We start from the raw sequence: 25,916 nt of genomic DNA, 5'->3' as shown, positions 1-25,916 counted from the left end.
GAAGCAAAGCGGGTATGTATTCCCGTTGCAAGCTTGCGTTGTTAGCTCCTTCGTAAGTCATTGCCCCACCGCCCCACCCTTTTCACTTTTCGACAGCGACAAAAAAGCCCCTCATCGAAATGAGGGGCTAGCATTAGGCTGACGTTGAGTCCGAGAGAATTAAAGCATTCGAACGACAGAAGGGTGAACGGCGCGATACATGGCGTAATCAATCGCCTTCATGTTACTTGGGAAGACCAAGTTTTCGCACAGCAGGTACGTCTCAACCGACGTATCAATATAGAAAGCTTCACTGTAAGACTCACTGGCTAAATCCAGATCACCATCCAATTCGGCGTGCTTACCGCGAATCACATAGGAAAGCACTGAATCACGTAACCTCAATGCCTGTCCGAGATGCCGCTTGGCTAACGCCATGTCACCAATGATGGTTTCGTGCAGTGCTAAAGCTTCATAAATTCGCGGTTGAATTGGCCCCACCATCATTTTCACATTAGTCTCTAGTGCTTCACTGAGCTGCTGCATTCGCCCTTTCTTCAACTCCTGTGAGAAATCAAGTGCCTTTTGTACATGGTAAGCAATCAACAACTCAGCTTGAACGTAAGCATTATCCGGCTCGATTTCTAAAATGTTTTCCATCAAGTCGATACCTTGGCGGAATTGTTTAGTATCAGAGACATTAAGGTAATGGTTAGCCTGAACAAACAACTCCAACGCGTCGGGATTCATTGGCATTCCCGCCACCAGCATCGTAGATTTCAATTTGGCATCCGACACTTTCAGCACTTGCATCAAATCCAACGACGCTTGTTGAAGCACTGTCTTTAAATGACTACTGGTTAACGCGTATTGACGACTAAACAACACTTTCTCAGATGAGTTATTGCGATATTCCACCTCTAAAAAGCTGCCACCGTCATTCTCACGAACTCTCACCACAACCGATTTACCAGGCACAATGCCAGAATTAAACGACGCCTTCTTTAGCATGACTCGGTAATCACTGACTTGAGCAATGTCGGACATCAACTTTTGGGCGAATCCGTCTGCCAAATCGTAGCTTAATCCTTCATTCGTAAAATTATCTTGAAACTTGAACTCAATCAGATGGGTATCGATGGCTTGGGTAATACGCACTTCCGATTGCTTGTAGGTAAACACGCCCATCACTACGACCAACATACTGATCCAGATGAAGTTCATAATTCCCAATCGCCAAGGGCTGATTTTGTTTTTGCTCTGAGGGGCTTTTTTCTCTTTTGACATCTCGCAGACCGCGCGAGTTAGAGGACCGGCAGGAAAGGTAACGGCTGGTGCTATAGGTAGACAATCCTCTTCCGATTCTTCAACCGAAGGTGGGATCTCTTCATTTTGCCGACTTGTGACAAACTCTTCATGCGTCATAGTAACCACGTTCGCTACCAGCTTATAGCCACGCTTGGGCACCGTGATAACGTAGTTGGTATTTTCCTCTCGACCGTCACGTAGTAGCTTACGCAACTCAAAGATGGATTGAGTCACCACTTGATCGGTCACAATCGCTCCAGCCCAAACGTACTGAATCAATTCCTCGCGGTTGAACACCTCATTCGCATGCTCCGCTAAGAAGTGCAAAAGATTAATTAAGCGTGGCTCAACAGTAACTTCCCTATCTTGTCGATACAGCTTATTTTCATCAACGCTCAAAACCCAGTCATTGATTTGAAAATAGACTCCAACCATGTATGAAAACTCTCGTATCTACAGACAGCGTTACGGTAGGAATCAGACAATGGTTGATTCCTACAAGTAACTAAAGGCAAGATTATAGGTGGGAAAGCAGCGTGTACCTAGAAAAGCAAGTCGCCAAAAATGCAAACTTAAGTTAAGTGATGCAAGAATGAGACTACTCAAGTGCTGCAAGGATAGAGCAATGTGTGGCGTCATCGTCTGTATGACCACAACAAGCATCATTAATCTTCTTTAACGCTCGGCGAATTTTCGTCAGCTCGTTAATTTTCCCATCAATCAGCTCTAACTTGGCAGAAGTAATGGCTTTTACCTCTGCACAGCTGTGTTCTGTCGCTTCTAACTTAATTTCTAACAGGTCTTTAATTTCATCCAGACTCAAGCCAAGATCTTTACCTTTGAGGATAAAGTGCACCTGCTTTTGATTCTCTTCATCATACAAGCGATAGCCTGACTCACTTCGTCCTGCGGGTTTTATTAGCGCGTTTTTCTCGTAGAAACGTAATGTATCGGCAGTCACACCACAACGTTTTGCCAGTTCACCTATCTGAAACATAACTTTCCCTATTAACTATCTCGTTACTTTTAAAGCTAAAGAACGACTTTTTTGCAATTATTTTTGAGATGCCAAACGATTGCGCGAGCTTTTTTGTAATAAATTGGTTAGAATACGCGCCATCAAATGTGGAGACTGTTTTCTAACCAGAAAATACCCTGCAAAGGTCTTTACCAAAACTGGCCAATATTTTACCCCAAGAGGTAAAAACAAGTTCATTTTTGGCAAACATCTTTAACTCCGTGAATTTGAGGAAAATGGAAGCATGAATAACGCTCGTCCTATTCGCCGTGCGCTTATCAGCGTATCAGACAAAACAGGTATTGTTGAGTTTGCGCAAGCTCTTGCTGAGCGCGGTGTCGATATCCTATCTACTGGTGGTACAGCTCGCCTACTTGCCGAACAAGGCATCGCCGTAACCGAAGTCTCTGACTACACTGGTTTCCCAGAAATGATGGACGGCCGCGTTAAAACGCTTCACCCAAAAGTTCACGGTGGTGTGCTTGGTCGTCGTGGCCAAGATGATGACGTGATGGAAAAGCACGGCATCAACCCTATCGATATGGTTGTCGTAAACCTATACCCATTCGCAGAAACCGTTGCCAAAGAAGGCTGTACACTAGCCGACGCGGTTGAAAACATCGATATCGGCGGCCCAACAATGGTTCGTTCTGCAGCGAAAAACCACAAAGACGTGACTATCGTTGTTAACGCAGGTGATTACGGCCGCGTAATTGCAGAGATGGACGCAAACGACAAATCTCTCACTCTCGAAACTCGCTTCGACCTTGCCATCGCTGCTTTTGAACACACTGCCGCTTACGATGGCATGATCGCAAACTACTTCGGCACTATGGTTCCATCTTACGGTGAGAACAAAGAAGGTGATGAAGAGTCTAAATTCCCACGTACGTTCAACCAACAGTTCGAGAAGAAGCAAGACATGCGCTACGGTGAGAACAGCCACCAAGCAGCCGCATTCTACGTTGAAGCAAACCCACAAGAAGCATCTGTTTCTACTGCTCGCCAAATCCAAGGTAAGGCCCTTTCTTACAACAACATCGCAGACACGGACGCCGCACTTGAGTGTGTGAAAGAGTTCAACGAGCCAGCATGTGTGATCGTAAAACACGCGAACCCATGTGGTGTAGCGCTGGGTAAAGACATTCTAGAAGCATACAACCGTGCTTACCAAACTGACCCAACATCTGCATTCGGCGGCATCATTGCATTCAACCAAGAACTGGATGCTGAAACAGCAACCGCTATTGTTGAGCGTCAATTCGTTGAAGTGATCATCGCACCTTCTGTTTCTGCTGAAGCGATTGAAGTGGTTGCCGCGAAGAAGAACGTACGTCTACTTGAGTGTGGCGAATGGACAACGAAGACAACTGGCTTTGACGTGAAACGCGTCAACGGTGGTCTACTGGTTCAAGACCGAGACCAAGGTATGGTGAGCCTAGACGATCTAAAAGTGGTTTCTAAGCGCCAGCCAACAGAAGAAGAGCTGAAAGATGCACTGTTCTGCTGGAAAGTAGCGAAATACGTGAAATCTAACGCGATCGTTTACTCGAAAGGCGATATGACTATCGGTGTAGGCGCAGGCCAAATGAGCCGCGTTTACTCTGCGAAAATCGCAGGCATCAAAGCTGCAGACGAAGGTCTACAGGTTGAAGGTTGTGTAATGGCATCAGATGCATTCTTCCCATTCCGTGACGGTATCGACGCGGCTGCAGGAGCAGGCATCAAGTGTGTTATCCAACCAGGCGGTTCTATGCGTGATGACGAAGTTATTGCCGCAGCAGACGAACACGGCATGGCGATGATCTTTACCGGTATGCGTCACTTCCGCCACTAATCCTCTCGTCTTCACTGGGACGATAACTGCGTTGACGGCGTTCACTTATCCTAATCACATAGCATACTATGCTCATAGGAATAAGTTCACTTGTCGCCTTGTCCTCGTCCCACTGAATTAGAGAGGCCATACTCAGGTCTTTGCGAAATATCTGAGTTTGAGCAAACCGTATTTATAAGATTAAGGATTTTCATATGCGAGTTTTAATCATTGGTTCAGGCGGTCGTGAACATGCGCTAGGCTGGAAAGCAGCGCAAAACCCAAATGTTGAGACTATCTTCGTTGCACCAGGCAACGCAGGTACAGCACTAGAGCCAAAACTAGAGAACGTAAACATCGATGTAGAAGACATCGCTGGCCTTGTTGCTTTCGCCAAAGAGAAGGCGATTGAACTGACTATCGTTGGCCCAGAAGCACCGCTGGTTATTGGTGTGGTGGATGCGTTCCGCGAAGCGGGCTTACCAATCTTTGGTCCTACCCAAGCCGCAGCGCAGCTTGAAGGCTCTAAAGCGTTTACTAAAGACTTCCTTGCTCGTCACCAAATCCCAACCGGTGCATACGCAAACTTCACAGAAATTGAACCAGCGCTTGCTTACGTGCGTGAGCAAGGTGCACCGATCGTGGTGAAAGCCGACGGCCTTGCGGCTGGTAAAGGCGTGATTGTGGCAATGACGCTAGAAGAAGCCGAAGACGCAATCAAAGACATGCTAGCAGGCAACGCATTTGGTGATGCTGGTAGTCGTGTCGTTATCGAAGAATTCCTAGATGGTGAAGAAGCAAGCTTCATCGTGATGGTGGATGGTGAGAACGTTCTGCCAATGGCCACCAGCCAAGACCACAAACGCGTAGGCGACAAAGATACTGGTCCTAACACCGGTGGCATGGGAGCATACTCTCCAGCTCCAGTGGTAACACAGGAAATCCACAACCGCATCATGGAAGAAGTGATTTACCCAACAGTACGTGGCATGGCCTCTGAAGGTAACCCTTACACTGGTTTCCTATACGCGGGTCTGATGATCGACAAAGACGGCACTCCGAAAGTAATCGAGTACAACTGCCGCTTCGGTGATCCTGAGACACAACCTATCATGATGCGCATGGAATCGGATCTTGTTGATCTGTGCCTAGCGGCAATCGACGAGAAACTGGATCAAGCGGAATCGAAGTGGGATCCACGAGCATCGATTGGTATCGTGCTAGCAGCCGGTGGTTATCCAGCAGCGTACAACAAAGGCGACGTTATTTCGGGTCTGCCACAAGTTGAAATTGAAGGCGAAAAAGTCTTCCATGCTGGTACAGATAACAAAGATGGCGACATCGTGACAAACGGTGGTCGTGTTCTTTGTGCAACGGCACTTGGCAACAGCGTATCAGAAGCGCAGCAGCGTGCTTACGAGCTTGCAAAACAGATCAGTTGGGATGGCATGTTCCATCGCAACGATATCGGCTACCGTGCAATTGCACGTGAGCAAGACAAATAAAAACGACATAAGTTGGCTAAAAAACAAAAGGCGCACTCAGCGCCTTTTTTTATTGTTCTTGTTCGACAGAATTCGAAGCAATGTTTATTCAGAGATCAACTTTGGCCGAGAAACACAATCAAAGTCATCGTCATTGAGCATCAACAGTTCATCGACCATTGCTTTGTTTCGTGACTGCTTGCCGACAAAAGCCACATAACTGTCTACCGATGAGAGACGCTCGATAATAAATTTTGGCAGCGTCTGATTAAACTCGAGTGTCGAGAACACCTTACCTTTGCAGGTTTCAAACGATTGACCATTCCAATAACCTTGAATAAGGCTCTGATTGTTACGAGACTGCGCCTTAACCGATGCCACTACGTCATTCGCTTCTGCTTTGTAGCGCTCTAATTGGTCATGCTGGAGTGGTAAGACTTTACGGTTAACACGATATTGTTGGTAAACCGCTTCGCCATCTTTATTGAAACGGATGTGGATTTGAAAAGGCACCAACTCTTGTTTGGTATCAACTTGCTCGCCTTTTCGAATCAACTCTCGCAACTCACCTTCGTCCCAGCGATAATCACTCTGGAACCAACCATTGTCCCCCATAGTCACATAATCAGCCGCCGTACTCACACGAGTGAGTTTCTCTGTCATCCAGTACAAGCTGCTAGCATCTCCCGCAACTTTACCACCAGAAAAATGCGTGAATTGTTCTAAATTAGGAGTTTCAACCGATGAACAGCCAAAAAGGGTAAGGCTAGATAGGAGAAGTGAAGTGAGTAGATGTTTTTTCATGAAATTGCACCGAGGCAGGATACCTCGGTGCATTCTAACTTAGTTTACTGATTCTTTCAGCGCTTTACCTGCTACGAATGCTGGTACGTTAGCTGCTGCGATTTGAATCTCGTCACCAGTCTTAGGGTTACGACCAGTACGTGCAGCGCGGTGGTTTACTTTGAATGTACCAAAACCAATTAGTTGAACTTGGTCACCCTCTTTAAGTGCGCCAGTTACACCATCAAGAGTCGCTTCAAGAGCAGCTTTTGCTTGTGCTTTTGATAGGTCTGCTTTCTCTGCGATAAAGTCGATTAATTGGGTCTTGTTCATTAGGTTTCCCTTCTCATAGGTTATCGAATTCGTCTCACTCTAAAACATAAATGCCCCATCTGGCAAAGGTTTGTAAGCGATCTTTCGATTTTCTGACGTACTTTTAGCCATAATATGAGTAATAACTCACAATTTGTTACCACATACCCCCTGAAAACCCTTGCTTTCCAAGGTATTTGGACCAATTTATAAGTCACTTTTGCGGTTATAATAGCTGCAAATAACCACTATCAAACTACATTCAAGGGCAACTATGCTGCTGTTATCCATTTATATCTCTATTGCAATCGGCATTTCGTTTATCTGTTCGGTGCTGGAGGCGGTACTGCTGAGTATCAGTCCGAGCTACATTGCGCAGCTCAATCAACAGGGGCATCCCGCAGCTGGGCAATTGGCTAAGCTGAAATCAGATATCGACCGACCACTGGCATCTATTCTGACTTTAAACACCATCGCTCACACTATCGGCGCGGCCACTGCTGGTGCACAAGCTGCGGTTGTATTTGGTAGCGAAGCATTAGGTATCTTTTCGGCAGTGCTGACATTGGCGATCTTAGTGCTTTCAGAAATCGTACCGAAGACGATTGGCGCGACCTACTGGCGTCAGTTGGCACCCACTGCCGCGGTCGCATTGCGTTGGATGGTATGGGCGCTTACACCCTTTGTTTGGTTCTCAGAGCAAATCACCAAGCGTCTTGCTCGTAACCACGAAGCTCCAAAGATGCGTGATGAGCTGTCTGCAATGGCGATTCTGGCACGTGAAAGCGGTGAGTTTGCCGAGGGTGAATCAAAAATCTTAAGCAACTTGCTTGGCATCCAAGATGTACCCGTAACGCAGGTTATGACGCCACGACCAGTAGTATTCCGTGTCGATGCCACAATGACCATCAATGAGTTCCTAGAAAAACACAAAGATACGCCTTTCTCACGCCCATTGGTTTACAGCGAGCAGAAAGATAACATCATTGGTTTTGTGCATCGCCTTGAGTTGTTCAAACTACAACAATCAGGTAGTGGACAGAAACAGTTGGGAGCAATCATGCGCCCAATTCAAGTGGTGCTAAACAATACCACTTTACCTAAAGTATTCGACCAGATGATGACTCATCGCTTACAGCTGGCACTTGTTGTTGATGAATACGGTACCGTGCTAGGTTTGGTAACGTTGGAAGATATTTTTGAACACCTCGTAGGCGAGGAGATCATCGACGAAGCAGATAAAAGCACTGACATGCAGGAGCTGGCTTACCAACGCTGGGAAAGCTGGAAAGAAATGCACGGCGTAATCGAAAGCCGCGATGACGATGAAGAAGATAACGAGCTGGAGAAGCAGGATAAAGAGCCAGAAGCTCAAGAGCCACCGAAATCCGACTCGAAAGAATCGTAATCAGCATTAGGTATAACAGCTTAAACGCACAAACAAAAAAGGCATCCAGTTAGGATGCCTTTTTCTATTTATTCAACAATTAAAGTGCAATACCGATGTTGCTCACACCTTCTTCACGTAGCTCTTCACGCAAATCTTTAATCAAGCTGATGTCACGTTCTACCGCTTCACGCAGCGGACGGAAGATAGCCCACTGGACGTCCCACTCTTCACATACGGCTTCGTTTTCTTTCTGGTTGTCGTTAGTGATTGGCTCTGCGCCTTGTGCTTGCTCTAGATCAGCAACGGTTTGTACCGACTGTTGACTCACTTTAAGCATTGAATCGAAAAGGTAATCGCGGTCCAATAGACCATGCAGTAACGTAGACAAACCCTGACACGCGTCCATCGCTGGGTAAACGCCGTAAAAATCGAACTCATCCGCACTTGGGAACAACTCTTCTAACTTCTCCAATTGACGTTCGAAGTTAATTTTCGCGTTCTTAACTGTCAAAATTTCCCATACACTATCAAGAATCGCTCGGTAAGCACGCGGGTCAGCAAATTCTGTATTCTCACAAAACATCGCATAGTTTGGATACATGCGTTCACACAGACACGCCATAAAGGTAATTTGTTGCCAAGGTTCTAGTTTTTCTAAACGAACCTGAAGAGGATTCTTAAGCATAGTCACTCAATCATTGAAGAAAAAAACAGCGAAAGTGTACTTGATTCATCACAGGGAAAAAAGTTAATGCCGCATTCAAATCAGATTTTCCTGCTCTCAGAGCATCGCGACACCTACAAAACGTTACTGGCAGAGAAAAATCTGCCCGATCTTTGCCTCACCGACCAACCAGAAGCTGCTCAGATCGTACTAGCGGATCCACCCTTACTATCACAAAGCTTAGACGAATTTTCACAGCTTGAATGGGTGCAATCCACGTTTGCTGGTGTCAACGCCTTAACATCCCCTAGCTTTCGTCAGGACTATACTCTAACTAACGTTCGAGGCATCTTTGGTCCACTGATTGCTGAATATGTTTTGGGTTACAGTATTGCCCATTACCGCCACTTTGCCCGATACCACCAGCAACAACAAAACAAACAATGGCAGCCTCACCTATACACGTCATTACAAAGTAAAACCATGGTAATTCTTGGTACCGGTAGCATTGGGGGCTATCTGGGCAACGCCGCTAAAGCAATGGGGATAAAAACTATCGGTATTAACCGCACAGGTATCCCGACTTCAGGCGGCGAGTTTCATCAGACCTTTCATATCAATGAACTAAGTAAGACATTTGAGCAAGCCGACATCGTTGTGAATACTCTACCAAGTACACCTGAGACGCGACAGTTACTTAATCGTCAAACGCTCAGCCAACTAAATCAGGCGTTATTATTTAACGTAGGTCGTGGCGACGTACTGGATGAGACAGGGTTGCTCTTCGCTCTGAAAAACCGTTGGGTAGAACACGCCTTCTTAGATGTGTTTGAGCAAGAACCGTTATCAGTAGAGCATCCGTTTTGGAAACTACCGCAAGTCACCATCACTCCACACATTGCTGCGCTGAGTTTTCCCGAGCAAGTCATCGAGATTTTTGCTGACAACTATCTACGCTGGCGCGATGGATTTTCATTAAATTATCAAGTGGATTTCGAAAAGGGTTACTGAGAATGTCGTTAGACGAGCTATTGCAACAAGTGAGGGCCTGCCAGATATGCGCGGATAATTTACCTTTGGGCGCAAACCCTGTCGTACAAGCCGCAAAAGGGGCACGCATCCTAATCATCGGTCAGGCCCCTGGCACACGTGTACACAAAACCTCGATACCTTGGAATGACCCAAGTGGTGATCGATTACGCCAATGGCTCGATATCGACAAAGACGTTTTCTACGACCCAAATAAAATTGCCATTGTCCCAATGGGATTCTGTTATCCAGGCAAAGGGAACTCTGGTGATTTACCGCCTCGTAAAGAATGTGCGCCCACTTGGCATAAAAAGATTCTTGAGCAGCTGCCCAATATAGAGCTCACTCTACTAATTGGTCAATACTCGCAGCAGTACTATCTCACCAACAAACCAAAGACGCTCACGCAAACCGTTCAGCAATGGCAAGATTGGGAACCGGACTTTATCCCGCTCCCTCACCCATCTCCACGCAATACATTGTGGTTAAAGAAGAATCCTTGGTTTGAATCTGACGTCGTGCCATACCTTAAAAAACGCGTTCACTCGATGCTTTAGGTCACCCATGATCTAATTGCTTGTTTATCTGTACAAGAAAATTAGAACATAAAACCCGAAATCATAAGTATTTGTTTATATTAAACTTTAATATCCAGTGTACAGCTAGAGTAGTAATTAGATCATAGTAGGCCAAATACTACTAGAGCTGTACAGCCTTGAGTCTCAGATAGAAAAACTGAATTTTAGGTAAAAAAATACCGGCACTGAATGCCGGCATTTGATTTCAAAAAGTCGAAGTTACTTGTGGTACGGCTTAGATAGCTCGTGTACCGCTTCCACAAATACACCCGCGTTTTCTGGCGGCACATCCAAATGGATACCGTGACCTAGGTTGAACACATGACCAGTACCTGCATCACCAAAACCTTCTAGAATACCCGCGACTTCTTCACGGATACGCTCTGGTGAAGCGTAAAGCATTGATGGGTCCATGTTACCTTGCAGCGCCACTTTATCACCGATACGTGCTTTCGCGTCTGCAATGTTGATTGTCCAGTCTAGACCAACCGCATCACAGCCCGTTGCTGCGATTTGCTCAAGCCACATGCCGCCATTCTTAGTAAACAGTGTGACTGGCACGCGACGACCGTCGTTTTCACGAATCAGACCATCTACAATCTTGTGCATGTATTGCAGTGAGAACAGATTGTAATCACGAGGCGTTAGTACGCCACCCCATGTGTCAAATACCATTACCGATTGCGCACCCGCTTTAATTTGCGCGTTTAAGTACTCGATAACGCTGTCTGCCAGCTTATCTAGAAGTAGGTGCAGAGTTTGTGGTTCCGCGTACATCATCTTCTTGATCTTGGTAAACGCTTTAGAGCTACCACCTTCGATCATATACGTCGCAAGAGTCCAAGGACTACCAGAAAAACCAATCAGCGGCACTTCACCCTTCAGGTCTTTACGGATCTGGCGTACTGCGTTCATTACGTATTGCAGTTCACCTTCAGGATCTGGCAAACCAATTTTTTCCACGTCGGCTTTGCATGTAATTGGGTTATCAAAAACAGGTCCTTCACCCGCAGCAAAACGCAAACCAAGCCCCATTGCATCTGGAATCGTTAAGATGTCCGAGAATAAGATCGCGGCATCAAGAGGAAAACGGCGTAATGGTTGAAGTGTCACTTCGGATGCTAATTCTGCATTTCGACACAAAGACATGAAATCACCCGCTTCTGCACGAGTCGCTTTGTATTCTGGTAGGTAACGACCTGCCTGGCGCATCATCCATACTGGCGTGTAATCTACCGGCTCTTTTAAAAGCGCACGCAGATAACGATCATTTTTTAATTCAGTCATTCCGTAATTCCAACTGTTAGGCTTTCTGTGAAAGGGGGTATTCTATCACTGATTTAAGTCCAATAGCTGTGTGCTTTGCAACCTGGATCAAGTTATTAACTTTTAAATCAATGCTTAATTTGCACCCAATCGGTATCAGTGTTAAAAATTTGTTCGCTAGCGAAAACTACAATTATAAACTGAGTACTTAGTACTCAGCATCTCATAACGACATCTTACTTACCCCCTCCCTCTCGGAGGGTTTTTTTTATTTATTTATCAGACAATTAGAGTCTATATCTTTCAGCGTTTGTTCGATAAGTGCTCTTGCAATAGTTCCTTTAGGCGCAACAGGCGGCATCTCATCGATACCAAACCATTGTGCATCAGACAGCTCAGTGTAGTCTGGGCTTAACTCTCCGGATTCATAGTCAGCTAAAAACCCCATCATCATACTGGATGGGAAAGCCCAAGGCTGGCTGCCAAAGTAACGAATATTTTTAACGAGAATTCCCGTTTCTTCATGAATTTCTCGAGCCACGCACTCTTCTAATGTCTCACCGACTTCTAGAAAACCCGCAATAACCGTATACATACCATTTCGATGCCTTGGATGTTGGGCTAATAAAATCTGATTTTCTTTACGTACAGCAACGATAATACACGGAAATATTCTAGGATAATGAAGGGTGCGACATTCACCACACTGCATGGCTAACTGGTTATTATTAAGAAAGTTTCTTCCTCCGCACTGTGGACAAAAGCGCAAACTTTGCGTCATGTGCCCATATTGCACAGCTTTACTTAACAACATAAATAATGGCTCAGGAAAATGCAGGCAGTCACGCAGGGATACTAAAGGTAGATCATGCTCTAAATCGGCCAAGTTAAGCCACATGACGGGCGAACCAGAATACTCACCAATGGGTCTTGCACTCGTTACTGGCAGTGATAACTGCTCTGCAGACCCGAAGGGCACAGCACCATCCACCAGCCAAATTTCACTTCCTGCAACAACACACCAGTATGCATTTATCGCGCGGTTAACATCACCTTTTCTTAACATTACACCATCCCTTTGCTTGAAGTTCGTTCATTTTACTGGCAATCTAATTTCATACTAGAGTTTATCGTTAAGTAAATGTGCACTCTAAATTCTAGTAAGGACAAGAGTTTGTAATAACTTTACTAACTTTGCTTTGCAAAGGATACGTTCGCCGATGGGCGATCAGATCATGAGGGCATGGTCATGCTAAGAAAATTCAAACAAACACAAGACCAGTGGGGTGGCTCAAGTGATGTCATTGATCACTGGTTAGAGACACGACAATCCCTGATTGTTGAATATTGTAAGCTTGCAGCGCTGCAACCTTGTTCGAAAACCAATGTTATTGAACTCCCATCTCCTTCCGAACTGCAGGATTTCTGTCAGCACCTCGTTGATTACATCTCCGAAGGCCACTTTAAAATTTATGACATGGTTATGGACCGTTGGAAAGCAACCGGCTTTGTCGTGACTAATGAGATCAATCAAACCTATGGTCAAATTGTTCTAACGACTGAACCATTATTGAACTTTAACGATAAGTACTCAGAAGTGACTGAAGATGATGAATTAAATGATTTCGATTCTGATATGTGTCTCATTGGGGAAATTCTTGAGACTCGCTTTGAAGTCGAGGACTATCTGATACAGCAAATCGCAGAAAGCCTGTCTATGCCACCTGGAGCTTAGTATTTGCAAACATTCAGAAATAGAGTGAGAGAAAAGACTGACGATCATCGTCGGTCTTTTTTGTTTCTAGCTTTATCGAAAATCCCACCGGAAGAACAAAGCAGTATAAAAAACTAAAAAGGCACCCGAAGGTGCCTTTTTCTTAAGCTTTTAACGATTACTCGTTATATGACTTACTCTTCAGAAGAGAAACCAGCGTTTAGAAGTGCCGCTAGGTTATCCGTTGCTTGCTCAGCAGAAGGACCATCTTGCGCTTCAGAACGTTTAGCTTGACGCTCTTGGTGGTATGCGAAACCAGTACCAGCTGGGATCAGACGACCAACAATTACGTTCTCTTTCAGACCACGTAGGTCATCACGCTTACCAGAAACCGCAGCTTCTGTTAGTACGCGAGTTGTCTCCTGGAACGATGCCGCAGAGATGAACGACTCAGTCGCTAGAGATGCTTTAGTAATACCTAGTAGTTCACGTTCGAAACGTGCAGGCTCTTTGCCTTCAGCTTCTAGGTTACGGTTAGCAATCTTAACTTGTGAGTACTCAATCTGTTCACCAGGTAGGAACTCAGAGTCACCAGAGTGGGTAATAGTACACTTACGTAGCATCTGACGAACGATAGTTTCAATGTGCTTATCGTTAATCTTAACGCCTTGTAGACGGTAAACTTCCTGTACTTCGTTAGCAATGTACTGCGTTACCGCGTGTACGCCACGTAGACGTAGGATGTCATGTGGAGACTCTGGACCATCTGCGATCACATCACCACGTTCAACTTTTTCACCTTCGAATACGTTCAACTGACGATGCTTAGGAATCATCTCTTCGTAAGCTTCACCGCTTTCACGTGTGATCACTAGGCGACGTTTACCTTTCGTCTCTTTACCAAAGCTCACAGTACCTGTGTGCTCAGCAAGGATTGCAGGCTCTTTCGGCTTACGTGCTTCAAATAGGTCAGCAACTCGTGGAAGACCACCGGTGATATCTTTGTTACCGCCAGACTTCTGAGGAATACGCGCTAGTGTCGCACCAACACCTACTGCTGCGCCATCTTCGATGTTCACAATCGCTTTACCAGGTAGGAAGTAGTGAGCTGGCATATCAGTACCAGGGATCATTACATCGTTACCTTGCTCGTCAACAAGTTTGATAGCTGGACGCATATCTTTACCTGCTGAAGGGCGAGCTGCTGGGTCAGTTACTTCGCTTGAAGATAGACCAGTTAGGTCATCAGTTTGACGAGATACTGTTACGCCGTCGATCATATCTACGAACTGGATGCGACCTGCTACCTCGGTAATGATAGGTAGTGTGTGCGCTTCCCAGTTTGCAACTGTTTCGCCAGCTTGAACTGTATCACCATCGCCTTTGCTTAGTAGCGTACCGTAAGGCAGTTTGTGTTTCTCTTTAGTACGACCAAACTCATCAACGATAGTTAACTCTGTCGCACGAGAAGTGATAACGATCTTACCGTCATCAGCCAATACAGATTTAGCGTTGTGTAGCTTGATAGAACCGTTGTTCTTAACTTGAACACTGTTCTCTGCCGCTGCTGTCGATGCCGCACCACCGATGTGGAACGTACGCATCGTTAGCTGTGTACCTGGCTCACCGATAGACTGAGCAGCAATAACACCCACTGCTTCACCTTGGTTCACTAGGTGACCACGTGCTAGGTCACGACCGTAACATTGTGCACAACAACCGAAGTCAGAATCACACGTTACTACAGAGCGCACTTTCATGCTGTCTACTGAGTTCTCTTCCATGATTTGACACCACTTCTCATCGATCAGGGTGTTACGTGGAATAAGAACGTCTTCAGTGCCAGGTTTTAGTACGTCTTCAGCAACAACACGACCAAGAGCAAGCTCAGAAAGTGCAACTTTAACATCACCACCCTCGATGTGAGGCATCATGTCGACACCTTCGTGAGTGCCACAGTCATGTTCAGTTACAACAACGTCTTGAGCAACGTCTACTAGACGACGAGTTAGGTAACCCGAGTTCGCTGTTTTCAGTGCCGTATCCGCAAGACCCTTACGAGCACCGTGCGTTGAGATAAAGTACTGAAGTACGTTTAGACCTTCTTTAAAGTTCGCTGTGATCGGCGTTTCGATGATTGAACCATCTGGACGCGCCATCAGACCACGCATACCCGCAAGCTGACGAATCTGTGCTGCAGAACCACGAGCGCCCGAGTCCGCCATCATATAGATGCTGTTGAATGACTCTTGCTGTTCCTCTTCACCGTCACGGTTAACTACCGTTTCAGATGAAAGGTTTTCCATCATTGCTTTCGCAACACGGTCGTTGGTCGATGCCCAGATATCGATAACTTTGTTGTAGCGTTCGCCCGCAGTAACAAGACCTGATTGGTACTGTTCCTGGATTTCACGTACTTCTTCTTCCGCTTCTGCGATTTCAGTGTACTTAGCTGCTGGTACAACCATATCGTCGATACCAACAGATACACCAGAAAGTGCCGCGTATGCGAAACCTGTGTACATGATTTGGTCAGCGAAGATTACTGTGTCTTTCAGACCTAGTTTACGGTACGCCTCGTTAAGTAGGTTAGAGATTTGCTTCTTACCTAGCTTTTGGTTAACGATGCTGTACGGTAGACCAGCTGGCACGATTTGCCATAGCATTGCACGACCAACAGTGGTGTCTACCATCTTGGTTTCTGTAGTGCTGTTGCCGTCTTCGTCTACAACAGTTTCTGTAATACGTACTTTAACGCGTGCGTGAAGCTCAGCTTGTTTAGTGCGGTATGCTTTCTCAGCCTCTTCTGGGCCAGAAAGGTACATGCCTTCACCTTTCACGTTGATCTTTTCACGAGTCATGTAGTACAGACCCAATACAACGTCCTGAGAAGGTACGATGATCGGATCACCTGACGCTGGCGACAGAATGTTGTTTGTCGACATCATCAGAGTACGAGCTTCAAGCTGTGCCTCTAGAGTTAGAGGTACGTGAACCGCCATTTGGTCACCATCGAAGTCCGCGTTGTACGCCGCACAAACAAGTGGGTGTAGCTGAATCGCTTTACCTTCGATCAGTACTGGTTCGAACGCCTGGATACCTAGACGGTGAAGTGTAGGTGCACGGTTCAATAGTACTGGGTGTTCACGGATTACTTCGTCTAGGATATCCCAAACGACCGCTTCTTCACGCTCTACCATTTTCTTAGCAGCTTTGATTGTAGTCGCAAGACCACGAGTCTCTAGCTTGCTGTAGATGAATGGTTTGAATAGCTCAAGTGCCATCTTCTTAGGAAGACCACACTGGTGTAGACGAAGGTATGGACCTACTGTGATTACAGAACGGCCAGAGTAGTCTACACGTTTACCTAGAAGGTTCTGACGGAAACGACCTTGTTTACCCTTGATCATATCAGCAAGAGATTTCAGAGGACGCTTGTTAGAACCTGTGATCGCACGACCACGACGACCGTTATCTAGTAGCGCATCAACAGACTCTTGCAGCATACGTTTTTCGTTACGTACGATGATGTCCGGAGCCGCTAGCTCTAGAAGACGCTTCAAACGGTTGTTACGGTTGATCACACGACGGTATAGATCGTTAAGATCAGAAGTCGCAAAGCGACCGCCATCTAGAGGTACTAGAGGACGTAGATCTGGCGGAAGTACTGGAAGTACAGTTAGGATCATCCACTCTGGGTTGTTACCCGATGCGATGAACGCTTCTACCAGCTTAAGACGCTTAGTTACTTTCTTACGCTTAGTTTCAGAGTTTGTTGTCTCTAACTCTTCACGCATTTGTTCTGCTTCAGCGTGCATATCCATAGAACCTAGTAGGTCCTTGATAGCTTCCGCACCCATCTTAGCAGTGAACTCGTCGCCCCACTCTTCTAGACGATCTAGATACTCTTCTTCAGTAAGCATCTGACCTTTTTCTAGATCAGTCATACCAGGCTCTGTTACTACGTACATTTCGAAGTACAGAACGCGTTCGATATCACGTAGAGGGATATCCATTAGTAGACCGATACGAGACGGTAGCGATTTTAGGAACCAGATGTGAGCTACTGGTGAAGCCAGTTCAATGTGGCCCATACGGTCACGACGAACTTTAGTTTGTGTAACTTCTACACCACACTTCTCACAGATAACACCACGGTGCTTCAGGCGCTTGTACTTACCACAAAGACATTCGTAGTCTTTAACTGGACCAAAGATACGCGCACAGAACAGACCATCGCGTTCAGGTTTGAACGTACGATAGTTGATCGTTTCAGGTTTTTTAACTTCACCGAAAGACCATGAACGGATCATGTCTGGTGAAGATAGACCGATTTTGATTGCATCAAATTCTTCGGTCTTATGCTGTGCTTTTAGAAAGTTTAATAAGTCTTTCACAATCAGCTCCTGTAAGGAGTTAAAAGGAGCTCACTCGCTAAAGTGAGCACCTTCTTCCAAATAATCGCTTTGATTCTCTCGACTTTCATCAAGAGAGAAAAGGATTACTCTTCGTCTTCTAGCTCGATGTTGATACCTAGCGAGCGGATCTCTTTCAACAGTACGTTGAACGATTCTGGCATGCCAGGTTCCATGCTGTGGTTACCGTCTACGATGTTCTTGTACATCTTAGTACGGCCGTTAACGTCATCCGACTTAACCGTTAGCATTTCTTGTAGCGTGTAAGCAGCACCGTATGCTTCTAGTGCCCATACTTCCATCTCACCGAAACGCTGACCACCGAACTGAGCTTTACCACCTAGTGGTTGCTGAGTTACTAGGCTGTACGAACCAGTTGAACGAGCGTGCATCTTGTCATCAACAAGGTGGTTCAGTTTCAGCATGTACATGTAACCAACAGTTACAGGACGCTCAAACGCATCACCTGTGCGACCATCAAACAGTGTTAACTGACCTGATGTTGGTAGATCTGCTAGCTCAAGAAGTGCTTTGATTGACTCTTCTGGAGCGCCATCAAATACAGGAGTCGCGATTGGTAGACCGCCACGCAAGTTCTTGATCAGAGTACGTACTTCATCATCAGATAGAGAAGCAATGTCTACTTTCTGGCGAGTGTCGCCTAGATCGTAAACTTTTTGTAGGAACTCGCGGAATTTCGCTAGTTCTTGCTGCTCTTTAACCATCTGGTTGATCTTGTCACCGATACCTTTCGCTGCCAGACCTAAGTGTACTTCTAGGATCTGACCGATGTTCATACGCGAAGGTACACCCAGTGGGTTAAGTACGATGTCTACAGGCTGACCTTTCTCATCGTATGGCATGTCTTCAACAGGGTTGATCTTAGAGATTACACCCTTGTTACCGTGACGACCCGCCATCTTATCACCAGGCTGAATGCGACGTTTAACCGCTAGGTAAACCTTAACGATCTTCAGTACACCAGGTGCTAAATCATCACCTTGAGTGATCTTACGACGCTTAGTTTCGAACTTCTTATCGAAGTCGGCTTTTAGCTCATCCCACTGCTCAGCAAGTTGCTCAAGCTGAGTTTGTAGTGCGTCATCTTCTAGCGTTAGTTCTAGCCACTTCTTACGATCAGTTGTGTCTAGTTTCGCTTCAGAGTAACCGCCTTCAATCAATACAGCTTTAACACGGTTTAGAAGACCGCCCTCAAGAATCTGGAATTCTTCAGTTAGGTCTTTCTTCGCTTCTTTAAGCTGCATCTGTTCGATTTCAAGCGCACGCTTGTCTTTCTCTACGCCATCGCGAGTAAAGACTTGAACGTCGATGATCGTACCTGATACAGAGTTAGGTACACGTAGTGAAGTATCTTTAACGTCAGATGCTTTTTCACCGAAGATTGCACGTAGTAGCTTCTCTTCAGGCGTTAGCTGAGTTTCACCTTTAGGTGTAACTTTACCAACTAGGATGTCGCCACCCTTAACTTCAGCACCGATGTAAACGATACCTGACTCGTCTAGTTTAGACAGAGCAGACTCACCTACGTTTGGAATATCCGCTGTGATCTCTTCAGAACCAAGCTTAGTATCACGCGCCACACAAGTCAGTTCTTGGATGTGGATAGTCGTGAAACGGTCTTCTTGAACTACGCGCTCAGATACTAAGATCGAGTCTTCGAAGTTGTAACCGTTCCAAGGCATGAACGCGATACGCATGTTTTGACCAAGCGCTAGTTCACCAAGGTCTGTTGAAGGACCATCAGCAAGAACGTCACCGCGTGATACAGGCTCACCTGGCATCACACATGGGCGCTGGTTAATACATGTGTTCTGGTTAGAACGTGTGTATTTAGTCAGGTTGTAGATGTCGATACCAGCTTCACCTGGTACTAGCTCTTCTTCGTTAACTTTAACAACGATACGAGAAGCATCTACTGACTGGATCACACCACTACGTTTAGCAACTGCAGTTACACCTGAGTCAACTGCTACGTTACGTTCAATACCAGTACCAACAAGCGGTTTGTCAGCTTTTAGTGTTGGAACTGCCTGACGTTGCATGTTCGCACCCATCAATGCACGGTTCGCATCATCGTGTTCTAGGAACGGGATAAGCGATGCAGCGATAGATACAACCTGGTTTGTCGCAACGTCCATGTACTGAGCGTGCTCACGAGGGTGTAGACCAGATTCACCTTTCTGACGAGCTGTGATCAGCTCATCTGCAAAAGTACCATCTTCGTTTAGCTTAGCGTTCGCCTGTGCGATAACGAATTGGCCTTCTTCGATTGCAGATAGGTAATCTACTTCGTCTGTTACTACGCCATCTACAACGCGACGGTATGGTGTCTCTAGGAAACCGTACTCGTTACAACGCGCAAACGCAGATAGAGAGTTGATCAGACCGATGTTTGGACCTTCAGGCGTTTCGATAGGACATAGACGACCGTAGTGAGTTACGTGTACGTCACGTACTTCGAAGCCAGCACGTTCACGAGTTAGACCGCCAGGACCCAATGCAGAAATACGACGCTTGTGCGTTACTTCTGATAGCGGGTTGTTTTGGTCCATGAACTGCGAAAGCTGTGAAGAGCCAAAGAATTCTTTAACTGCCGCAGAAATTGGCTTCGCGTTGATCAAGTCTTGAGGCATGATTGCGTCAAGATCGCCTAGGCTTAGACGCTCTTTAACTGCACGCTCAACACGTACTAGACCTACACGGAACTGGTTCTCAGCCATTTCGCCTACAGAACGGATACGACGGTTGCCTAGGTGGTCGATATCGTCCACTTCGCCCTTACCGTTACGGATCGCGATCAGCTTCTTCATCACTTCGATGATATCAGTTTCATCAAGTGTGCCTTGCTCTTGAGCATCTTCACGGCCGATAGAGCTGTTGAACTTCATACGACCAACAGTCGATAGATCGTAACGCTCTTCAGAGAAGAATAGGCTTTCGAATAGAGCTTCTGCAGCTTCTTTTGTTGGCGGCTCACCAGGGCGCATCATGCGGTAGATTTCTACCAATGCAGAAATACGATCAACCGTGCTGTCGATACGTAATGTTTCTGACATGAATGGACCGTGGTCTAGATCGTTCGTAAATAGAACTTCTAGCGCTTTGTGGCCTGCCTGAGATAGGTTCGCTAATGCTTCCAGGCTGATTTCCTGGTTAGCGTTAACAATGATCTCGCCAGTTGCTTCATTGATGTAATCTTTAGATGCAACTTTACCAACGATGTACTCAACTGGTACTTCGATGTGATCAACGCCATCTTTTTCTAGTTGGCGGATATGACGAGCTGTTACGCGACGACCCTGCTCAACGTAAACTTTACCATTTGCTTCGATGTCGAATGACGCAGTTTCACCACGTAGACGATCCGGAACCAACTCCATCAATAGAGTTTGGTCTTTCACTTCGAAGTTCACTTTCTCGAAGAAGATATCTAGGATTTCTTCTGTCGACTTACCTAGTGCTCGAAGGATGATCGATGCTGGTAGCTTACGACGGCGGTCGATACGAACGTACAAGTTATCCTTAGGATCAAACTCGAAATCAAGCCATGAACCACGGTAAGGAATAACACGTGCGTTGTATAAAACTTTACCTGAAGAGTGGGTCTTACCCTTATCGCTGTCGAAGAACACGCCTGGGCTTCGGTGCAGCTGGGATACGATAACCCTCTCGGTACCGTTGATTACGAAGGTACCATTGTCTGTCATGAGCGGAATTTCACCCATGTAGACTTCTTGTTCTTTAATGTCTTTTACAGTACCTGCTGGCGCGTCTTTATCAAAGATAACTAGGCGTAGTTTTACACGTAGTGGCTTTGAGTAAGTTACACCGCGGATTTGACATTCTTTAACGTCAAAAACTGGCTCACCAAGACGGTAGCTAACGTATTGCAGCTCAGAATTGCCGTTGTAGCTCTGAATCGGGAATACAGAACGGAAAGCGGCTTCAAGACCGTATTGACCTTCAGGATCCTGTTCGATAAATTTGTCGAACGAATCGAGCTGGATCGATAGCAGGTATGGAATGTCCAAAACTTGTGGACGAGTACCAAAGTCCTTACGGATGCGCTTTTTCTCGGTATAAGAGTAAACCATGGGGTTCCTCAGCTCGCTGATAAGTGACCCAAACTGTCCGCCCGCTCCTAGTTACTTAAGGGGGGTAAGGGACAGTGACTAATATAGCTGTTTACTGTAGTGACATTTCATTTCGTAAGAATGAAATGTTTTTTGCATGGATATCAGGCGCTTAAACAGCGGGAAAATTCGCCTATACCCTACAGCGCAAAAAGGCCGGTGGTTAAAAAACCACCAGCCAATTAGCCGTTAGGCTAAGAAACTATGCAATAATTACTTAACAGCAACAGTTGCACCAGCTTCTTCTAGCTGAGCTTTAAGAGCTTCAGCTTCTGCTTTCTCAACACCTTCTTTAAGAGGTGCTGGAGCGCCGTCTACTAGAGCTTTAGCTTCTTTAAGACCTAGGCCAGTTGCGCCACGTACTGCTTTGATTACAGCAACTTTGTTACCGCCTGCAGCTTCTAGGATTACGTCGAATTCAGTTTGCTCAGCAGCAGCTTCGCCTGCAGCAGCGCCGCCAGCTACAACAGCAGCAGCAGCAGAAACACCGAATTTCTCTTCCATTGCTTCGATTAGTTCAACAACTTGCATTACAGACATTTCTGCAACTGCGTCTAGGATTTGCTCGTTAGTAATAGACATAACAATTCTCTTTTAAGTCAACAATAAGTTTATTAAGCAACCAGTAAAAAGCAAGGCTTATGCCGCTGCTTCTTGTTTTTGATCGCGGATAGCTGCGATAGTACGCGCCAGCTTGCCAGCCGAAGCTTCTTTCATGCACATCATTAGGCGTGCAATTGCTTCGTCGTAAGTTGGTAGTGTTGCTAGTACTTCAGCGTCAGTTAAAGCGCCTTCAAATGCAGCAGCTTTGATCTCGAAATCTTTGTTCTCTTTAGCGAAGTCTTTGAAAAGACGCGCTGCAGCACCTGGGTGCTCATTAGAGAATGCGATTAGAGTAGGACCAGTGAAAGTGTCAGTTAGACACTCGTACTCAGTACCTTCAACCGCACGACGAGCAAGAGTGTTACGAACAACTCTCATGTAAACGCCAGCTTCACGAGCTTGTTTACGTAGAGAAGTCATCGCGCCAACTTGAACGCCACGAGAATCAGCTACAACTGCAGAAAGTGCACCACTGGCAGCTTCGTTGACTTCAGCAACAATTGCTTTTTTGTCTTGAAGGTTTAAAGCCATCTTGGATTTACTCCTGGTTGTCGTTACACCACTCACTATCATCACGACAGTGAGAGCTATTGAGGTGCTTCCCCAGAAGAAAGTTAACTATATTACATAGAGCTTTCTGTCAGTTCGGGCACCATCTACGTAGGATAATTAAGTTTGCTTTTACACAAACACCTACGGTCTTGGACGGAGACTGGGTCTTAATTCATTTCGAACTAGGAGACAGTTCAAAGAACCAAAGTTCAGCCCCAACCACAAATATTAGGCGCAAAATTATACACGAATTTTGCGCCTAAGCAAATAAATTATGCTTGAGTGTTCAGGCTAGCCTGATCAACAGCAACACCAGCACCCATAGTAGTAGAGATGCTTACTTTCTTCAGGAAAGTACCTTTCGCTGAAGATGGCTTAGCTTTCTTCAGAGCAACTAGAAGTGCTTCTAGGTTCTCTTTGATCTGCTCAGCAGAGAAGTTTGCTTTACCGATAGTAGTGTGGATGATGCCGTTTTTGTCGTTACGGTAACGAACCTGACCAGCTTTAGCGTTTTTAACTGCTTCAGCAACGTTAGGAGTTACAGTACCAACTTTAGGGTTTGGCATAAGACCGCGAGGACCTAGGATAGTACCTAGTTGACCTACAACGCGCATTGCATCTGGAGAAGCAACAACTACGTCAAAGTTCATTTCGCCTTTCTTAACTTGCTCAGCAAGATCTTCCATACCTACGATGTCTGCGCCAGCTTCTTTAGCTGCTTCAGCGTTAGCACCTTGAGTGAACACTGCAACGCGGATTTCGCGGCCAGTACCGTGAGGTAGTACAGTTGCACCACGTACGTTCTGGTCAGATTTACGAGCATCAATGCCTAGGTTAACAGCAACGTCTACAGACTCAACGAATTTAGCAGTCGCTAGTTCTTGAAGAAGAGCAACAGCTTCGTTGATTTCGTATTCTTTAGTTACGTCAACTTTTTCGCGGATTACGCGCATGCGCTTAGTTAGTTTTGCCATCTTATTAACCCTCTACCACTAGGCCCATTGAACGAGCAGTACCAGCGATAGAACGCTTCATCGCTTCGATGTCAGCACCAGTCATATCAGCAGCTTTAGTTTCTGCGATTTCTTGGATTTGAGCGTCAGTTACAGTACCAACTTTTTCAGTGTTTGGACGACCTGAACCAGACTTAACGCCAGCAGCTTTCTTAAGAAGAACAGCAGCAGGTGGAGTCTTAGTTACGAACGTGAAAGAACGGTCGCTGTATACTGTGATAACTACTGGAGTTGGTAGACCTTTCTCAATAGATTCTGTTTTTGCGTTGAACGCTTTACAGAATTCCATGATGTTCACACCGTGTTGACCTAGTGCAGGACCTACTGGTGGACTAGGGTTAGCCATACCAGCAGCAACTTGTAGCTTGATGTAAGCTTCAACTTTCTTAGCCATGATAATTCCTAAGTTTGGGTACAAACGCTAATCGCAGATCAGCTCCCCGTTTGTGTAAGAAACTTTTTACTTCACTTGAAGTAAAAAGGCGCGAAATTATAGTCATAATCCGCGCCTTATACAACCCTAAAAAGGTGATTTTTTATACTCTTTAACGAAGAGTCTTAGTCCAGCTTTTCAACCTGACCAAATTCAAGCTCAACTGGTGTCGCACGACCAAAGATCGATACCGACACTTTCAGGCGGCTCTTCTCGTAATCCACTTCTTCAACAGTACCGTTGAAGTCAGCAAATGGACCTTCGTTAACACGTACCACTTCACCCGCTTCGTACATTGTACGCGGACGAGGCGCTTCACTCGCTTTCTCAAGACGATTAAGAATCGCGTCAGCCTCTTTATCCGTGATAGGTGCCGGACGGTCTGAGGTACCACCAATGAAGCCCATGACACGCGGCACACTGCGTACTAGGTGCCATGATTCATCGTTCATAATCATCTGAACAAGGACGTAACCTGGGAAGAACTTACGCTCAGATTTGCGACGCTGACCCGCGCGCATTTCCACTACTTCTTCAGTAGGAACCAGTACTTCACCGAATAGCTCTTCCATGCCGTGCATTTTGATATGCTCGCGCAGAGATTGAGCTACACGACCTTCAAATCCAGAGAAGGCTTGAACCACATACCAGCGTTTTTTTGGAGCTTCACTCATGAATAAAAACCCTCTATACCCCAGTTGCTAGAGCTACTAGACGAACCATAATTCCGTCAATACCCCATAGCACTAGAGCCATTACAATACTTACAGCTAAAACGATCAGTGTTGTTTGCATGGTTTCTTGGCGAGTAGGCCAAACAACTTTACGTACTTCCATACGAGATTCTTTTGCAAAACTGATCGCTGCTTTACCTTTAGTCGTTGTTGCTGCAACGCCTAAGGCAGCTGCAATAAGAACAACAACGCCTGCAGCACGAACCACTACAGACATTTCACCATACAGGTAATTACCCACAACAGCGGCAGCTGCCAATACGAAAGCGGCTACCCACTTAAACGTATCTGCTGCGTTTGAGCTATCAGGAGTTTCAGCATTATTTGCTTTCATAAAACCAACCTGTTACAAGTCTTAATATAGACGACAACAACCCCGCTGTTGCAGGGCAAACTCCATATCGCTGAAAAAATCAGCGTACTCTTCTTAAGATTAAGCCTCTTTGCTTAATCTTGCTCTGCGCCCAACCCACTTCTGAACAAGAAAACAGCAAAAATAATGTTGAGTGCAGAAAAAGGGCATCAAATGATGCCCTTTTTGCTACTGGTTCGTCAAATCTAATTCAAGATTTTCCGAAAGCATCGCTAATTCGCTATGAATTAGTCGAAGATCTTAGCAACAACACCAGCACCTACTGTACGGCCACCTTCACGGATCGCGAAACGTAGAC

At 45.8% G+C, this 25,916-nt stretch carries 21 protein-coding genes and 1 pseudogene; 6 read left to right on the top strand and 16 right to left on the bottom strand.

Translation table 11 applies throughout. From position 1 onward, the window contains the following. Nucleotides 1-159: 159 nt before the first annotated feature. Together cadC and zntR are read right to left on the bottom strand one after the other, a co-directional pair. Nucleotides 160-1,722, bottom strand: a complete 1,563-nt coding sequence (gene cadC, locus R7070_RS22705) for a lysine decarboxylation/transport transcriptional activator CadC (RefSeq protein WP_085570153.1) — start codon at nucleotides 1,720-1,722, stop codon at nucleotides 160-162. 163 nt (nucleotides 1,723-1,885) lie between these two features. Then, on the bottom strand, nucleotides 1,886-2,284 hold the full coding sequence (gene zntR / locus R7070_RS22700) for a Zn(2+)-responsive transcriptional regulator (RefSeq protein WP_005382529.1): 399 nt from the start codon (nucleotides 2,282-2,284) through the stop codon (nucleotides 1,886-1,888). A 265-nt stretch (nucleotides 2,285-2,549) separates the two neighbouring features. Here zntR and purH point away from each other — a divergent pair, with 265 nt between their 5' ends. Together purH and purD are read left to right on the top strand one after the other, a co-directional pair. Then, nucleotides 2,550-4,142, top strand: a complete 1,593-nt coding sequence (purH, locus tag R7070_RS22695) for a bifunctional phosphoribosylaminoimidazolecarboxamide formyltransferase/IMP cyclohydrolase (RefSeq protein ID WP_085570152.1) — start codon at nucleotides 2,550-2,552, stop codon at nucleotides 4,140-4,142. A gap of 194 nt (nucleotides 4,143-4,336) precedes the next feature. Then, nucleotides 4,337-5,626: a phosphoribosylamine--glycine ligase gene (purD, locus tag R7070_RS22690; protein WP_213895681.1), complete on the top strand. Its 1,290-nt coding sequence runs from the start codon at nucleotides 4,337-4,339 to the stop codon at nucleotides 5,624-5,626. Between the two features lie 84 nt (nucleotides 5,627-5,710). On the opposite strand, the gene R7070_RS22685 is transcribed toward purD, so the two are convergent. After that, on the bottom strand, nucleotides 5,711-6,409 hold the full coding sequence (locus tag R7070_RS22685) for a DUF1481 domain-containing protein (RefSeq protein ID WP_053303483.1): 699 nt from the start codon (nucleotides 6,407-6,409) through the stop codon (nucleotides 5,711-5,713). A gap of 39 nt (nucleotides 6,410-6,448) precedes the next feature. Continuing rightward, nucleotides 6,449-6,721 carry a nucleoid-associated protein HU-alpha gene (gene hupA, locus R7070_RS22680; protein ID WP_005382524.1) on the bottom strand — a complete coding sequence of 91 codons (273 nt, stop codon included), beginning with the start codon at nucleotides 6,719-6,721 and terminating at the stop codon, nucleotides 6,449-6,451. A gap of 253 nt (nucleotides 6,722-6,974) precedes the next feature. Here hupA and R7070_RS22675 point away from each other — a divergent pair, with 253 nt between their 5' ends. Further along, the gene (locus R7070_RS22675; protein ID WP_017635548.1) at nucleotides 6,975-8,108 is read left to right on the top strand and encodes a hemolysin family protein; all 1,134 of its coding nucleotides are present in this window, start codon (nucleotides 6,975-6,977) and stop codon (nucleotides 8,106-8,108) included. A 79-nt stretch (nucleotides 8,109-8,187) separates the two neighbouring features. On the opposite strand, the gene R7070_RS22670 is transcribed toward R7070_RS22675, so the two are convergent. Then, nucleotides 8,188-8,775 carry a YjaG family protein gene (locus R7070_RS22670; RefSeq protein WP_005382520.1) on the bottom strand — a complete coding sequence of 196 codons (588 nt, stop codon included), beginning with the start codon at nucleotides 8,773-8,775 and terminating at the stop codon, nucleotides 8,188-8,190. Nucleotides 8,776-8,841: 66 nt separating this feature from the next. On the opposite strand from R7070_RS22670, the gene R7070_RS22665 reads away from it, so the two are divergent. Together R7070_RS22665 and R7070_RS22660 are read left to right on the top strand one after the other, a co-directional pair. Continuing rightward, nucleotides 8,842-9,765, top strand: coding sequence for a D-2-hydroxyacid dehydrogenase (locus R7070_RS22665; RefSeq protein ID WP_053307542.1), 924 nt, complete (start codon nucleotides 8,842-8,844; stop codon nucleotides 9,763-9,765). A 2-nt stretch (nucleotides 9,766-9,767) separates the two neighbouring features. Next, nucleotides 9,768-10,340, top strand: coding sequence for a uracil-DNA glycosylase family protein (locus tag R7070_RS22660; protein ID WP_005382518.1), 573 nt, complete (start codon nucleotides 9,768-9,770; stop codon nucleotides 10,338-10,340). A 240-nt stretch (nucleotides 10,341-10,580) separates the two neighbouring features. On the opposite strand, the gene hemE is transcribed toward R7070_RS22660, so the two are convergent. Together hemE and nudC are read right to left on the bottom strand one after the other, a co-directional pair. Continuing rightward, a complete protein-coding gene (gene hemE / locus R7070_RS22655) occupies nucleotides 10,581-11,648 on the bottom strand; it encodes a uroporphyrinogen decarboxylase (RefSeq protein WP_005384692.1) in 1,068 nt (355 codons plus the stop codon). A 247-nt stretch (nucleotides 11,649-11,895) separates the two neighbouring features. After that, entirely contained in the window at nucleotides 11,896-12,693 is a 798-nt protein-coding gene (nudC, locus tag R7070_RS22650) for an NAD(+) diphosphatase (protein ID WP_256900735.1), read from the bottom strand. A 177-nt stretch (nucleotides 12,694-12,870) separates the two neighbouring features. Between nudC and R7070_RS22645 the strand changes: the two genes are divergently transcribed. Beyond that, nucleotides 12,871-13,362 (top strand): Rsd/AlgQ family anti-sigma factor, encoded by a 492-nt coding sequence (locus R7070_RS22645; protein ID WP_005382515.1) that lies wholly within the window; start codon nucleotides 12,871-12,873, stop codon nucleotides 13,360-13,362. A 173-nt stretch (nucleotides 13,363-13,535) separates the two neighbouring features. Here the strand turns inward: R7070_RS22645 and rpoC are convergent, their stop codons facing one another. The 9 genes and pseudogenes from rpoC to R7070_RS22600 all read right to left on the bottom strand — a co-directional run. Beyond that, complete coding sequence (gene rpoC, locus R7070_RS22640) at nucleotides 13,536-17,738, bottom strand: DNA-directed RNA polymerase subunit beta' (protein WP_005382514.1); 4,203 nt, start codon at nucleotides 17,736-17,738, stop codon at nucleotides 13,536-13,538. 104 nt (nucleotides 17,739-17,842) lie between these two features. After that, on the bottom strand, nucleotides 17,843-21,871 hold the full coding sequence (rpoB, locus tag R7070_RS22635) for a DNA-directed RNA polymerase subunit beta (protein ID WP_064354397.1): 4,029 nt from the start codon (nucleotides 21,869-21,871) through the stop codon (nucleotides 17,843-17,845). 252 nt (nucleotides 21,872-22,123) lie between these two features. After that, entirely contained in the window at nucleotides 22,124-22,492 is a 369-nt protein-coding gene (gene rplL, locus R7070_RS22630) for a 50S ribosomal protein L7/L12 (protein WP_005382540.1), read from the bottom strand. 57 nt (nucleotides 22,493-22,549) lie between these two features. Further along, nucleotides 22,550-23,044 carry a 50S ribosomal protein L10 gene (rplJ, locus tag R7070_RS22625; RefSeq protein WP_005382538.1) on the bottom strand — a complete coding sequence of 165 codons (495 nt, stop codon included), beginning with the start codon at nucleotides 23,042-23,044 and terminating at the stop codon, nucleotides 22,550-22,552. A gap of 293 nt (nucleotides 23,045-23,337) precedes the next feature. Further along, a complete protein-coding gene (rplA, locus tag R7070_RS22620; protein ID WP_005384683.1) occupies nucleotides 23,338-24,039 on the bottom strand; it encodes a 50S ribosomal protein L1 in 702 nt (233 codons plus the stop codon). A gap of 4 nt (nucleotides 24,040-24,043) precedes the next feature. Further along, complete coding sequence (gene rplK, locus R7070_RS22615; protein WP_005384682.1) at nucleotides 24,044-24,472, bottom strand: 50S ribosomal protein L11; 429 nt, start codon at nucleotides 24,470-24,472, stop codon at nucleotides 24,044-24,046. A gap of 164 nt (nucleotides 24,473-24,636) precedes the next feature. Next, complete coding sequence (gene nusG, locus R7070_RS22610) at nucleotides 24,637-25,185, bottom strand: transcription termination/antitermination protein NusG (RefSeq protein WP_005384681.1); 549 nt, start codon at nucleotides 25,183-25,185, stop codon at nucleotides 24,637-24,639. A gap of 13 nt (nucleotides 25,186-25,198) precedes the next feature. Continuing rightward, entirely contained in the window at nucleotides 25,199-25,579 is a 381-nt protein-coding gene (secE, locus tag R7070_RS22605; protein WP_005384680.1) for a preprotein translocase subunit SecE, read from the bottom strand. 266 nt (nucleotides 25,580-25,845) lie between these two features. Beyond that, nucleotides 25,846-25,916: pseudogene (locus tag R7070_RS22600) on the bottom strand (elongation factor Tu); the annotation flags it as partial.

The sequence above is a fragment of the Vibrio sp. 1557 genome (assembly GCF_033340175.1).
Taxonomy (GTDB): Bacteria; Pseudomonadota; Gammaproteobacteria; order Enterobacterales; family Vibrionaceae; genus Vibrio; species Vibrio alginolyticus.
This window is presented reverse-complemented; position numbering and strand designations above follow the sequence as displayed.